The organism is Paraflavitalea sp. (genome assembly GCF_059502485.1).
Window position 1 is genome coordinate 300,325 of sequence record NZ_JCACET010000008.1, and the last position, 14,453, is coordinate 314,777.

Here is a 14,453-nt window from a genome sequence, read left to right on the forward strand (position 1 = left end):
ACTTTGAATCTATCTTATGCTGACCTTCTTCATTTCCTCCCTGCCATAGAATACCGGAAAGTACATCATTTCAGCTTTGGCAGGGTTGAGGTGATAGCTTCCTGTGTAGCGTGGCAACAGTGACACTGTAAACTTGTACTTGCCTTTAGGCAGGCTGCTACTAAAGATGCTCACCTTGTTTTTGAAATACTCCCGGTGTACCTCATTGTTTTGCCATGACTGGTTTTTGTCTCTGTAGGAACAACCGGCAGGTATCGGTATTTCCACCATCACATAGTCTGCATCTGCTTTCACGGTTACCTCTACTTTTAAGGTAACCGGCTCTCCTGTTTTTAATGTTGCTTTTGTTTGATCGTTGTGTTCAAAGGAGGACTGCACGATGAAATCGCCTTCTACTTTTTTGGGGGCAGGGTTCCAGTTTTGCTGGTAAGCCGTGAAGTAGACCGGCATTCCTTTTTGTTTTGTAATCGTTAGCTTATCGGTACCGGAGATCGTTGTTGTGTACGGGAATGTATTGATAACGTTTGCCTGGTTTGCTATGATCGTCAGTGAAGCAGGTTGTAAAGCTGCTTCGTTATTCAACAGATCGGGCAGGATCGTTTCCAATATAAGCGCCGACTCAAAGGTGTTGCGCCACTTGCCGTCTTTTCGTTTTTCCAGGAAATAATACCTGATCTTTTTCAACAGTTGCTCCTGATTGCCTGCACGCTTTAGCAAGTGGTACATCGCGAGGGTGTTCTGTATGGTGTTGTTGAAGAAGTGATATCTGTTCTCTTCTTCTCCCCAATACAGATTGCCCATCATGGTTCGCTGTTGTTTCGTGATGAAGGTATCGAGCAGGACCGGCAAGCCCGCCGCCTGCTTCAATTGTAGTACCTGTAGTTTTTCATACAGCGTTTCTTTCTTTACGTACTTATCCAATGTGTCGATGTATTTCTTATAATCTGTTTTTGCAGCAAGGAGCTGCAGCAATCTCACTGTTGTGATCTTTTCCGTGAGCTGGTACTGATTGAAATTGAGCACCAGGTAATCGATAAGGGCTTGTTTGTTGAGATTAACTGTGTATCCCTGCTGCTCTGCCATCAGCAGTGCTTCTGTTACATGTTGTGTTATCCACAGTACGGGGGTATTGTTGCTCCACCAACCCCACATCAATCCTTCCGACTTACTTTGGTTGAGGCGGGCAAGCAGTTCGCGTATATTCTTTTCTTCTTTAAAATCTTTTTTAAGGTAGCCGTATACTTTCTTCTTCAGTAACAGTGCTTTTAGCTTGGATGCTACCTGTTCGTTGCACAGGTATTCATAATTGCGGAGTGTTTCTATTTCATCCAGTAATACCGGCAATACGGAGGTTTCTGCATGGATGGTCATTTTGCCCAGGGCTGCTTCGGGCTGCAGCGTAATGGTTGTATCGTTTTCGAGGGTAGTGAAGAAGCCTTTGATTTCCTGTACGCCTTGTTTGAACACAGGAATGCTTCTTTCTTCTCCGTCGAAATATCCGTCGTCTTTTTGAATGGTATATTTAAACTTAACAGAATCCTGTTGCGCAATCGCGACCATAAAACTATCTATACGGGCATTGGTGACCCTGATGGGCGCTTCCTGCTGTACTGTTCCGTTGATGCTGAATGTTCGTTTTACGTTGATGGTGTCGAGGCCATAGTTCATGGTTTTGCCGATCACTTGTATCGAGTCGCCCGCTACTGCGAATTGGGGAAGGGCGATAACCCCTGTCAATGCTTTGAAGGAACGTACGGAGTTTTCCGCAATGCCTGTTTGCCTGTTGTTGCCCATTGCAATGACAACCGTGCGCCAATTGGTAATGTCATCGGGATAAGTGGCGGTGAAGGATGTCTTTCCGTATTGATCGGTCCGGAGGGCAGGTTGCCAGAAAGCATCGTCCCGGAACCTTGTTCTTAAGGTATTACCTGGTTGAATTGCTTCTTCTTCCCGTGCCAATTCTTTTTCCAGCTGCCCTTTCTTTGTTGTGATCAGGATGGCACCAGCAGCCGCACGCGAACCATAGATCGCTTGTCCATCAGCATTATTTAGTATAGTTATTTCCGCGATGAGATTTTTATCTATACTGTTCCAATCACCCATAACCAGATTGCCATCCAGCAATACCAGCGGTCCGGTGTTATCGACCTGTATTGAATTCTGGCCCTGGATCCGGAACGTGAGACCCGTTCTGTTCAGGGTCATGGTTTCTGAATTAAGGTAAGTAACCGATCCTGTATTCATTGATCTTCTCTGCGTGCCATATCCAACTACCACTACTTCCTGCAGCGCGTTTTCTGCCTCTGCCATTCTTATATCATAGGTGCTCTCTGCAGTAATTTTCTTCGTGACAGAATTATATCCAACAGCGGCAAATTCGATCGTACCTCTTTCCGGTACACGCAATTTAAAATAGCCCCCTGTATCAGTAGCAGCTATTATACCAGTGCCCTTTACAACAATCCTTACAAAAGGTATCGGGTCGCCTCTTTTATCAATAACCCGGCCACTGATCGTTTTTGAATAATGTGAAAGATCGAGGTACTGGTTATGAAAGGTTGTTTTAATGTTATCCAGGTCTTCTGTCTGGTGGTAGCTATGCCAGTTTGATTCCCGGTTATTGAGGATGACTGCAATTTTTGTACTCGTGCTGTCTTTCGGGCGGGGTGTAATGATACCCGGGGCATAATAATTAATACCATGCGCTTTAATCAGCATACTGTCTTTTATATAATACTGATCTCCCCTGAGCAATAACATCAGCCGGTACATGCCAGGTTGCACGTATCCCATATCCCGTGTATTGCCTTTATAGATGCGGGCAAAGTCGGGATCATCGTAGCGGAACAGAATAACTGATTTTACAAAAACCTCCTCATGCTGTGCATCCAATGGACGATCGATCTGTAACCATCCATTTCCTGTAGCATTTAGTTGCGTATTACGGAACAGCTCTTCGGTAGCGTTGCGGTGATCCAGAAAATCCTGCCACAAGCTATCTACAGCTGTAGCAGTAAGAACAAAATCCTTAAAAGAAGGCTTTCGTGAATCCCAGAACAAGCGGCTGTCAAAGGGATATCTACCATATGGCAGTTGCTTTTGTTTGATCAATCCTGGCGCAATATTGAAGAGGTAGCTGCCTTCTGATTGAAATGATTGAACGAATCTCTCTTTAACCTGCAGGTTTGTCGTGATGGGCGCCAAGGGTCCTGTCAATATATTTTGAATACCGTACCTATCTACATAATATCCTCCATCTGTTTGTAACCTGCCAGCGAGGTTGACTATTGTAATCCTGTTATTTTGTTCAACGGTGGCCAGCTTTTCGCCAAAGTTGTTTTCTATCAGGATCATGTACTTGCTCCACAGTGCTTTTTCCTGGTTGGTGAGTGTGTCGGGCATTTTCTGCTGCCGGATGGCTTTGTTGGATGTATCGGCATTGATGGAGAGGAACGTTTTCATGCCTTCCGTGGCCCAGATGCTATCGAGGTAGATAAGGCGGTTGGGCGTTCTTATCCTTAGTGCATGTTTGCCCGGCTTCACGGCAAAGCTGTATTGCTGGAGCTGTTGTGCCTGACTAAAGAAATAAGGTTCTTCATCTATGTATAAAAGTTGCACGGGCTGCAGGTTTCCCCTAAACACTACAAATGGGGCTATTTGTGTAATGTTGTGATTGCCCTTTTCCGTGTTGGTATATATCGTAGCCGGATGCAAGAAGCGATAATACTCTATGCTATCCAGTCCCATTTCTTTGCTCCAGCGTTCCCAGTTCAGTTGGAGTGAGCCATGATCAAGCGTAGACTCCCGGTGATAAAATTGATTGTACATTTTGCGGCCTCTGTAGGTTTTTCCGAGATATGGGATACGCGGAGCGGCTGCGCTATTGAATTTTTTAGTGAAGGCATAGGCTGTTACATCTGCGTCGGGTACTGGTTTTCCGTCCACATCTGTTACGGCGATATCTACTTTAACCTGCTGTCCGGGGTATACCTGGCTGGGCTGGTTGACCTGTACATTCAGGGCTTTCTCTTTAAAGGGTATGGTATAGTTTTCCTGTTTGGCGGCATTGCCATAAATATACTGGAGCGAAATAGAATAACTCTTTGATGTACGTACCTGGTCAACAAACAACAGGGAATCGCTGTAGCCACGGCTTATGACCTTATTGCCTGCAAAGATGGTATACCAGAAAGGCAGGCGCCGTGGGTTAACTACCTGTATCATCACCGAGTCACGTGTACGTAAAGTGCGACAACTAATAATGTCCTGCTCTTTATCGGGATGGAAATCCTCATACAAGGAATCATTTTCTATTTCATAGAATTCTGCAAAGGGATCGAGGCGGATAGTCGTTGGCAATTGTACCGGCTCTTCTTTTATCACTTTGCCGCTGCCGGCATAGGTGAGTAATGTGGCGCTGGCAGGTATCGATTTGCCCGCCTCCCAAAGGGAGATATGTACGCTGTCTTCCTGCTGGTCGAACTTTACCTGCTGGTGTTCTGCAGAAAAGCTTTGTTGCAAGGTGACCGTCTTCTCTTCGTTATTGCTGTTCAGAAAAATACAGGTGATCTCATATTTGAAAGAGGCGGCGGGGAAGACGCTATCGGGAATGATGATCTTCGTCTCGCCGACACTTTCCAGGGGTTGTTCATGATTCCACAATGTATCCGACAGGAATACCTGGGAACCGTAAAATTCTTTTTCCCCGTACCTCGAAGGTTTTATCAGTAGTTGTACCCGGCCATCCATTACTGCCATTTCATTTTCATCGGTGGCTTTGCAATAAACTGCTACCAGGTTCCCCCGGTTATGTCCTTTTTTATCGCTGCGGGCTTTAAAGGTAACAGCGCCCAACTCGTATTCTTCATGGTAGAATCTACCGCGCATGAGCACGGAGCGCTTCAATGCATATTCTCTCTCCTCTAAATCTCCATCATATTCGTGCAGGTTGTATTTACGGCTGCTTAATTCTTCGAGGGTAATGCCATGGTCCAGGTCGAGGGTAAGATCAAGACTATCTGTTATTACAAAGTTGTATTCATAGCCGCCGGGCCTGTAAGGTTTGAGGATGGTAAGGATGGTATCTTTCTCAAATCTATAATCTGTGAGGCGGAGTAATAAAGGTCTGTTTACCGGTTTACCTTTCCGGGTAGCCACCCAGGCTTTCAGCTTTACGGTGTCGCCGATCTTATACTTTGGTTTACTGAAGGCCATGAACCCGGTAAACTTCTTTTCATAAGCCGTGCCTCCGCTAAAATAGTTGCGGTAGCGCCTGAACCGGCCCGGGTTTATCAATCGCCTGACAGGCTGTATGACATAGCGCAACGGGAAAGACCAGGATAGCTTAAACCAAAAGTCTCTTCCTGTATTACGGAGTGGATAATAGTGTAGCGTGCCCTGGTGGTAGACCTTAATGGTTCGTGGTCTTCTTTCTTTGTTTAGCCGGAATAGATGCAAGCTGTCATCATAGACCATCTTTTTTCTTCCGGCTTCTATCTGTGCATCTTTTATGGTTTTGCCGTTCTTATCATGCAAGGCGATCAGCAGGTCGCGGTCGTTACTCAGCAGCTTGATCTGCAGGTCGTCGATGGTTTTTAATTCTCCTTCCAGTTCATTGTTGATTGCCTGTATAAAAAGATAGTTACCGGGCTTTAGTTCAGGTTCTTCTATTTTATCAGTAGCAAAAGAATCCACTTTTGTATGGAGGTGCTTTTTGTCCAGCTCGTCCATGTTTGAGCGGTATAAGAGCAAGGCTTCTTTTGGTGTAATGCGGTATATATAGGTCATGGCGCTTTTCTGGCGGCTGCCCGACAGGTTGTGCTGGGCAACAGCAGAAAGGGACCATAAGGACAGTAAGAGGCACAGGGTTTTACGGCTCATGCAAGCAGGTTGTTTGGATGAAGATGCACAAGATAACCTGATTACACAAGGCATTGGGACAATAAAAAAGCCACTCAATACTTTGAATGGCTTTTCTGATAATATTGTTGAGGTTAATAGTTAATCAGCTTCCGGATATACTCATCCAGTCGTGCTTTTGCCAGGAAGTTGTTTTCCAGTTCTGTGTTAAATGGCACAGGCGTATCGAGGGAGGCGCAGCGCATCACAGGTGCATCGAGCAGGTCGAAGCAGTGCTCTCCTATCCAGGCAGCCAGTTCTCCTCCAATGCCTCCCAGCAGGGTGTCTTCATGTAGTATGAGTACTTTGCCGGTGCGGGCCACTGCATTGCGGATAGCGATATAATCCAATGGCAACAGTGTGCGGAGGTCGAGGATATGGAATGAAATATAGTCGTGGCTGTTGGCATATTCTGTAGCCCAGTGAACACCGCTTCCATAAGTGATGATGGAGATATCAACGCCTTCCTGTACTACACGGGCTTTACCAATTTCTATTTCATAGTATTCCTGTGGCACCGGACCGCTCACGCTGCGGTAGAGGGCTTTGTGCTCAAAATAGATAACGGGATTGGGGTCGTTGATGGCTGCGATCAACAGCCCTTTTGCATCCATTGGCGTGGAAGGGTATACTACCTTAAGGCCAGGTGTATGCGCAAACCAGGCTTCGTTGCTTTGCGAATGGAATGGTCCGGCCCCTACTCCACCACCTGCCGGCATACGGATAACCACATCAGCCGACTGGCCCCAGCGGTAATGTATCTTGGCGAGGTTGTTAACGATCTGGTTGAAGCCCATCGTCACGAAATCAGCAAACTGCATTTCCACCATGCTCTTGTATCCTTCGAGGCTAAGGCCGAGTGCACTGCCTATGATAGCACTTTCGCAAAGGGGGGTATTGCGCACGCGTTCTTTGCCAAAATCCTGCACGAAGCCTTCGGTTATTTTGAATGCACCACCATACTCGGCAATATCCTGTCCCATGAGGAGGAAGTTGCTGTGCTGCTCCATCGACTGGTGCAGGCCTTCTTTGATGGCGTCGATGAGGCGCTTCTCGGGATGAGTGGTCAATGGGGAATGGAGAGTGGGAAGTGCATTATCTATCACTTTAACAGCCTGAGCATTTGTTGAGCGTGGAGCATAGACATCTTCCAGCTCCTGTTCGGTATCAGCAAAAATGGGAGCGGTATTAAATCCGATGGACAGCTCTACTTCTATGTATTCCTTAATGTCTTGTTTTATGGTCACTATTTGTTCTTCATCCAATACCTGTTCGGCCAGCAGGAATTGCTCATAGTTTTTTATGGGGTCTTTCATTTCCCATACCTCGAACAGGTATGGTGGCACATATTTAGTACCGCTGGCTTCTTCGTGACCACGCATGCGGAAGGTGGCGCATTCTATGAGATAGGGTTTTTGTTTTTCGAGGCAATAGTCGCGCACGCCTTTGATGGTATCGTATACAGAGAGCAGGTTGTTGCCGTCTATTTTTGTTCCTTCCATGCCGTAGCCTTTGGCACGCTCTACCAGGCTTTCGCAACGGTATTGTTCGCTAACGGGGGTGCTCAGCCCATATCCGTTGTTCTCGATGAGGAAGATAACCGGCAGGTCCCACACTGCTGCTGTATTGAGTGCTTCGTGAAAATCACCTTCGCTGGTGCCTCCTTCGCCGGTAAATGCGAGGGCTACTTTATTTTCTTTACGCAATTTATGAGCAAGGGCTACTCCATCGGCAATAGCCAGCTGGGGACCGAGGTGTGAGATCATTCCACAGATGTGGTGTTCTTTGCTGCCAAAGTGAAAACTTCTTTCGCGTCCTTTACTGTATCCTTCCTGACTGCCCTGCCATTGCATCAGTAATTTACTCAACGGCATTTTGCGGGTAGTAAACACGCCGAGATTCCGATGCAATGGCATGATCCATTCGTCGTGCTCCAGGGCCAGCGCTGCGCCTACTGCAATGGCTTCCTGCCCGATGCCACTAAACCATTTGGATATCTTTCCCTGCCGCAACAGTACCAGCATTTTCTCCTCTATCATGCGGGGAAGCAAGAGGTCTTTATAAAAATGGATCAGGGTTTCGTTGGATAGATCTTTACGGTTAAATTGCATACACCAAAGATATATATCGTAAGGTAGCCGGGGAAGGCTATCTTTTAATTTTACAATATGAATTTATTACGGCGGATCGCCCGCAGCCTTATCACTATTTTGCCCTCATTATTGCCCGGTTTGGGGCTGGGCTGGTATGCCTGGCGCACCAGGTGTTTTAATATTCAATGCAAGAGTCTGCTGGTTGTATTGTTGCTCACCGCCGCCGTACTGGTCGTCTGGTCGCTGATCGTTTTAGTGCTTTCCCTGCTTGAAAATGATCCCATCATCAAAACTGATACCTGGGGGCGGTTCCGGGTCAACCTGCTCGATATAACTCCCAGTGTGCTGTTGCATGCGGCCATTTTTGGCGTGATGCTTTATACTTCGGCCGTCATGATCGTTTCCAATATAGATACCACCAATTATAAACAAACGGGCAGCCTGTACCTGATCGCGGTTTTTGCTGTGCCGGTGTATGAACTGACCCGGATCTTCGAACGGAAAAAATCTGTTGCTCCTCCTGAAGGGGATGATGATGTTGCGCGGGTTTTGGACAAAAAAGTCCGGGTATCGCGCCCTTCCTGGAAAACGTATGCCGGGATCTATTTACAAACGGTGTTGACTTTTGGCATATGGTATGGCATCATGCTGCTGATCCTGCAAGGCAGGCACCTGGCGGGGCAGGCCCACAATACATCATGGGACATACCGCTGTTGCTGCTGATGGCGGGTGTCAGCTTCCTGCTGGTAAAGTTTTTCAAGCGGTCGGAAGGCCAGCTAAGGGCAAAGGGAGCGATCAACTGGGATTCTTCGTATTTCTAAAATGAAAAAGGGGAAGTGCACATGAACACTCCCCCTGCCTTATGTATATAGGGTAGGATTATTTCCAGCCGCTGGCTTTGGTGGCGGTAGCGATCTCGCCAAACTTTCCTTTCTCACCTGCGTAATCAAGGCCGCCAAATGTGTACACGGATTCAGGCGTTAACAGCATTTGTTGTTCAGGGTTGGGGAACTCGGTAGGCGTACCGGGCTGCAACAGGTCATTCCTGCGCATGAACACCCAAGGGTTGATGGCGCTGCCAGATACATCTATGCTGATGGCGTATTCATAGTGCAATGTTTTTCTTACCGCCGCTTCTGTTGCTGCAATAGCCGGCAATCCTCCTTTAGCAATTCTATCGGCGCCCGGTGCATTCAGCTCTGCTGCTGCACCGGGGATATCTCCTATCCACATCTTGGCTTCTGCTCTCAACAGGCGCACTTCTTCGGCCAGGAAAATCGGGTTGGGATAGCCTGTTATGGTGGTAGAGTTGGGATTGGCGCCGGCCTGCGACCAACGGTTGTGTTTGTAATTGGAAAACAAGTTGCGGCCGCGGTCCACGCGCAGGTATCCAAAGTTGGTGGTGTACTTGAAGTACTGGGCAAAGCGTGCATCATCTGTTTGAACAGGCGCCAGCGTCACTGATTCATCCAGTGGATAGCTGCTGGGATAGGTGCCTGTTTTGTCTGCGAAGTATGCAACTTTGATATCAGCCGGCAGGTAAGGGCCGCCGCCCGCTTCCGTGAGTCCATAATGCACCATGTAGTTATAGTAGCCTCCGCTTACATACGAAGACATCAGATCGGTGGTATTCCCGGCGTTTGCATACTTCAATACTTTATTCCAAAAGGCGGCGCCCAGGGCCGTTGCTTCTGCTTTATCGCGGGGCACGCTCGCCAGCAAACGGGCAGCGAAGGAATTGGCCAACTGGATAAACTGTGCTTTGTTAAGTGTTACGTTGATATAAAAATCGGAGACAGTCATGGAGGTAGTCTCGTTGGCTGCAGCAATGGCTTTGTCGAAAAAGACCATTGCGGTATCGATCATCTGCTTGTATGAATTGGGAAGATCCTTGGCGCCTGTGGGGCCGAGGTTCTTATTGGCTGCGATGCCCCGGTCGTAAATAGCGCCAAGGTATCCCAATGATATGCCCTTGATCAAATAGGCAATGGCGTATATCTCGCTGGTGCGGTCCTTTCCTTTGTCGTCGATACCCTTCTCTCCTTTGTCCAACGCTTCGATGATCACGTTCGCATTCAGGTTGGGCGTATAGAAGCTACTGTAGGGGGAGCTGAAATGAGAATACCCAGCGTAGGACAAACTATTGTTGAGCCGCTTGCGGGGCTCTATGGCAAAGTCCCACCATTCCTGCACCCGGTTGGTAACTGTTGTCTGATCGGCCAGGGCGCTGATGCCATATCCAAAGTTGTAGGCGGAATTGGTATTCCACAATGCATTGGAAAAATTACCGGCTGCCAGTTTGTAATAGTAGTCTGGCGTTTTGGATATTCCCTCCTCCAGTGTGTAGGTGGTGGGATCGTCGAACTGCAGCTTTTTGCAGGAGCTAAATACTCCTATCAGCAGTATAGGTATAACTATATATTTTTTCATATTCTTCTTTTTATGTCGTTTAGAAATTCACGATCAGCCTGGTTGAAAAAGTCCTGTATACAGGATAGGGGAAGTATTCATGGCTGCCTTCGGGGTTGGTGCCCTTGAAATCGGTGAAGGTGTACAGGTTTCTGCCGATGACTGAAAGGCTGATGTCCCTGAATACTTTTTGCTTTTTCGGGCCGGGGAAGCGATAGCTGAGTGAAAGTTCGCGGAGGGCTACGTAGCTGCTATTGGCTATCCAAAAATTGGTATAGGAGTTACCATTATACAGTGTTTGTAAAAAGGTAAGGGGTAAGCCTGACGAAGCATAATCCTGCCAGATGCCGCTACGTGCATCGAAGGAAAGGTATTGGGTGGTTTGATCGTATTTCTGCCCTCCCTGCTGCCAGTCGATGGTGCCGTATAAGGTGAGGTTTTTAAAGAATGTAAATGTATTGGTAAAGCCTACCTGGAAATCAGGTTGTGCATCGCCGATCACAGTAGAGAGGCTGGCGCCATTCTTTTGTAATAATAATGGCTTTTCATCTTTCGTACCTATCTGGCTTGTGAGCACCACAAAGCCCCGGCTGTTGATGCTAAAATCATTCAGCGTATACGCGCCGCCTGCTGCATTGATCACTTTGCCGGTGGCTTTGTCTACTTCCAATTCAGAAAGGCTCGTGAGCACTTTATTGCCGTACATCGCGAAGGGGCTTACACCCACATCTTTCCAGAATAGTCCGTCCGTAAAGGCTGGCAGTCCTACACCCAGGCTTTTGATCTCACTTCTTACGCGGCCGAATGTAAGGCCGAAGTCCCAGGAGAAGTTTTTGGTATCAACAGCGGTTCCGTTAACCTCCAGTTCCAGGGAGTTGGATTTGGTAACGCCGAAGTTCTTGTATACACCGGCTGCTTCGTAGGGCGTAAATGCCGGTGGCCGCACTACATCGCCCTCGCTTCTGGCGATGGCATAGTTCAATTGCACGTTGATCTTCTTATACAACACCGCATCGATGCCAAATTCCCATTCGTGGGTGATGGAGCGTTGCAGGTCAGTACTGGCCAGCTGGTTCAATGTGAAGCCACTGGCAGATACCGATACGCGGCTATTCTTCAGGTTGTAGGCGGGCACACTACCTGCGGCGCCATAATTCACACGGGCTTTTAATTCGGTGATCGCATCGCCGAGATTAAAGTCCTGTGTGAGCCGGTAGGCCAATGACACGCGGGGAAAGAAAGCCGTTTGCTCATCTATTCCATAACGGGAGCTTTGGTCAATACGTGCCAACGCGTCGAGGAATACTTTATCGCGCCAGGAGGTTTGCAGGTTCAGGTAATAACCATAGTTCACCGTTTGGTTGATGAACATATCCGATCCGTAACCGCTTCTTGTATCGGTACGGGTGTTGCCGATGACATAAATGTCCGAGCTGCGGCTGAAGTCGTATCCCGATACGCCGAACTCTTTTTCATACCATTCTTCGTAGACCATCTTACCGGTTACGCCCAATGTGATATCTTCTCCAAAACGGGTGTTGTAGTTGATTTGTGCCTGCCCATTGATCATCTGGTAGTAATTGTAGCCCAGTGATACGTTACCATTATTCAGCGACTCGCTGGAGGTAGCGGTCTCAAAGCCGCGGGGGTAGGTGTCGGAAGCTGTATAGTTTTGTTTACGTACAGAGCCCAATGCTTCCACAGAAAGGTTCTTCAATATCTTGTAACGCAGCTTACCTCCTGCCAGGTAGTTATCGGTATTGTTGGTGTACTCGCGTTTGCTCCATTCATACATCGGGTTGGTGAGGTTGGCGCCTTGTATATTCCAGCCTTCGGGCCGCACATTGTAATTGCCTGCGGCATTTTTAGCAGCGAGGTTGATGAATGGCTCCCACTGCAGACTGGCCGCAAAGAAGGTGCCCTGTCCGTTGGCGGTCACCGCGGCGGATGGTTTTATTTCGTTGAAGTAATTGATATAGGCTTCTGCTTCCAGTTTGGGCGTGGGCCTGAACTGGAGACGCAGAGATAATGACTTCTTCTTATTCGGATCTATCGGTTCGGCAACGCCGCCGGTGTATTGATTTCTGAAAGATAAGAAGGCATTGTATTTATCGCCGGAGGTAGCGATGGATACATAGTTGCTGTAATATTTATTATCGCCCAGGAGTGCGTCGGTGTTGTTGTAAGAATTTTTATACGGGCTGAGGTTTACAGAGAAGCCGTTGGGCTTGTAGTTGGCGATGCGTGAAGTGGTGCTGCCTGCTGCATAAGCAAATCCATAAGGGTCGCTGTCGTTGGGCACATAATAGTGCATGGTAGCCAGCTCCGGCGTTCTTTGAATATTGTTTATGCCCACTTCATTGTCTACCGTAATGGCAACGCCTTTGGTGCCTCTGCCTTTTTTAGAGATCACCTGTATTACACCTCCTTCGGCACGGGTGCCATACAAAGCAGAAGCGGCGGCACCTTTGACCACTTCTATGGATTCCACATCCTGCGGGTTGAGGTCGGACAAGCTGAAGTTGGTCACAAAGCCATCGATCACGATGAGGGGTGAGATGTTGCCAAACATTGATTTGGCGCCACGCAGGAATACCGAAGCGCCATCATCGCCCTGTGTTTGGGTGATCTGTATGCCTGCTACTTTTCCGCGCAGTGTTTGGGAAAGATCGAGAGCTGGTGCTGTGTTTATTTTTTCAGCAGATACTTTGGTGAGGCTAAAGGATAATTTCTCTTTGCTGGTGGCCTGTGCCACACCAGTTACCACCACATCGGTCAATGTTTTTACATCATCGGCCAACGTAACAGTGATGGCAGCAGCTGTGCCTGTTTTTATTTCCTGTGTTTCATGGCCAATGGCCGATACGATCAATACGGCGCCTGCATCGGCTGTAATGGAGAAGGTGCCATCCTGACCGGATGAGGTTCCTTTGTTGGCACCTTTGATCTTGATGGTAGCACCGAAAAGCGGCAGGCCCTGCTTATCGGTGATGGTGCCTTTTATTTGCCGTGACTGGGCAAGCAAGCTGTTAGCCGTAACTGTGAGACATAACAGGTATAGAAGCAGTGTTCTCATGTGTGCCTTTTTGTTTTGGTTGAGGAATGGACGTAGGATCTCTGTCCGTTTAGCAAACAGATAAGTGCCTTGCGACAGGCCAAAGCAATAACACCACGGGTAACTGTACAGTAGCCGTGTGGGTTAGCAGCAACAATCAATAAAGGGGTAGCCAATCAGCTACGCCATTTTTTTGCGGTACTTCTGTGAATTATACAGGAAATGATTGGCGGATGGTGCAAAGGCATTGCACCATGAGAGGTGTGTTGTTTTTCTCATGCGTTAGTTTGGTTTTAGTCGTACAAATCAGTGCCGGTACGGTTGGGACCGATATATATAGTAGAAGGGTCAGGTGAGTGCTTCGTATGACAAGCCGGAGTGTTTGTTTCTGATGGCTTTGAATGTTCCTGATGACTTACGATTAAAGCAGGCAATCGCTTTAATGTGCATATGTGCAAGCAGATTGGGATGACGTTGTTAAAAATAGGTTAATGACAGAGAAATATCAAATATTTGTTTGTTCAATATGAGGCATTCCCGGTTGCATTAATCGCTCTGTAATGCAGCGTGGACAAGCTATACAGCGCTCTCACCACACTCAAATCATGATAATTATTTTAATTTGACCGTTCACGGTCGCGACGCTGTTCTCTGTACAGTACCGACGTGATAATGGATAGCAGCAAGCTGAATAACAAAGCCCACCAAAAGCCATCGACCCTGAATCCTTTTACGAATTCAGCCGTAAGCAATATGATGGCAGCATTTATCACAAAGAGGAATAGTCCAAAAGTAAATAGGGTGAGGGGAAGCGTGAGTAATATCAGTATGGGTTTAACAATAGCGTTCAGTACAGCAAGCACAATAGCGAAGACGATGGCAGCCCAAAATGAATCGATGTGTACGCCGCTGAGGATGTAGGACAACCCAAAGGCAATGATCGAGGTGACAATGATGCGCATGATAAAATTCATAGCTATTGTTTTTGGTGCAATAG

At 47.5% G+C, this 14,453-nt stretch carries 6 protein-coding genes; 1 reads left to right on the top strand and 5 read right to left on the bottom strand.

Annotated features, from left to right (window positions below; all coding sequences use genetic code 11):
* Positions 1–9 precede the first annotated feature (9 nt).
* Together AC5JBY_RS03985 and AC5JBY_RS03990 are read right to left on the bottom strand one after the other, a co-directional pair.
* The gene (locus AC5JBY_RS03985) at positions 10–5,880 is read right to left on the bottom strand and encodes an alpha-2-macroglobulin family protein (RefSeq protein WP_495903261.1); all 5,871 of its coding nucleotides are present in this window, start codon (positions 5,878–5,880) and stop codon (positions 10–12) included.
* Positions 5,881–5,993: 113 nt separating this feature from the next.
* Positions 5,994–8,009 (bottom strand): alpha-ketoacid dehydrogenase subunit alpha/beta, encoded by a 2,016-nt coding sequence (locus AC5JBY_RS03990; protein ID WP_495903262.1) that lies wholly within the window; start codon positions 8,007–8,009, stop codon positions 5,994–5,996.
* 57 nt (positions 8,010–8,066) lie between these two features.
* Here AC5JBY_RS03990 and AC5JBY_RS03995 point away from each other — a divergent pair, with 57 nt between their 5' ends.
* A complete protein-coding gene (locus AC5JBY_RS03995) occupies positions 8,067–8,813 on the top strand; it encodes a hypothetical protein (protein ID WP_495903263.1) in 747 nt (248 codons plus the stop codon).
* 58 nt (positions 8,814–8,871) lie between these two features.
* Here AC5JBY_RS03995 and AC5JBY_RS04000 read toward each other — a convergent pair whose 3' ends face one another.
* The 3 genes from AC5JBY_RS04000 to AC5JBY_RS04010 form a co-directional block, all read right to left on the bottom strand.
* Positions 8,872–10,422 carry a RagB/SusD family nutrient uptake outer membrane protein gene (locus AC5JBY_RS04000; RefSeq protein WP_495903264.1) on the bottom strand — a complete coding sequence of 517 codons (1,551 nt, stop codon included), beginning with the start codon at positions 10,420–10,422 and terminating at the stop codon, positions 8,872–8,874.
* 19 nt (positions 10,423–10,441) lie between these two features.
* On the bottom strand, positions 10,442–13,477 hold the full coding sequence (locus AC5JBY_RS04005; protein WP_495903265.1) for a SusC/RagA family TonB-linked outer membrane protein: 3,036 nt from the start codon (positions 13,475–13,477) through the stop codon (positions 10,442–10,444).
* Positions 13,478–14,073: 596 nt separating this feature from the next.
* Positions 14,074–14,430, bottom strand: coding sequence for a phage holin family protein (locus AC5JBY_RS04010; protein ID WP_495903266.1), 357 nt, complete (start codon positions 14,428–14,430; stop codon positions 14,074–14,076).
* Positions 14,431–14,453: the final 23 nt, after the last annotated feature.

Excerpts from the sequence above, each read along its gene's own strand:
- AC5JBY_RS03985 (WP_495903261.1), bottom strand. The coding sequence starts at position 5,880 with ATGAGCCGTAAAACCCTGTGCCTCTTACTGTCCTTATGGTCCCTTTCT.
- AC5JBY_RS03990 (WP_495903262.1), bottom strand. The coding sequence starts at position 8,009 with ATGCAATTTAACCGTAAAGATCTATCCAACGAAACCCTGATCCATTTT.
- AC5JBY_RS03995 (WP_495903263.1), top strand. The coding sequence starts at position 8,067 with ATGAATTTATTACGGCGGATCGCCCGCAGCCTTATCACTATTTTGCCC.
- AC5JBY_RS04000 (WP_495903264.1), bottom strand. The coding sequence starts at position 10,422 with ATGAAAAAATATATAGTTATACCTATACTGCTGATAGGAGTATTTAGC.
- AC5JBY_RS04005 (WP_495903265.1), bottom strand. The coding sequence starts at position 13,477 with ATGAGAACACTGCTTCTATACCTGTTATGTCTCACAGTTACGGCTAAC.
- AC5JBY_RS04010 (WP_495903266.1), bottom strand. The coding sequence starts at position 14,430 with ATGAATTTTATCATGCGCATCATTGTCACCTCGATCATTGCCTTTGGG.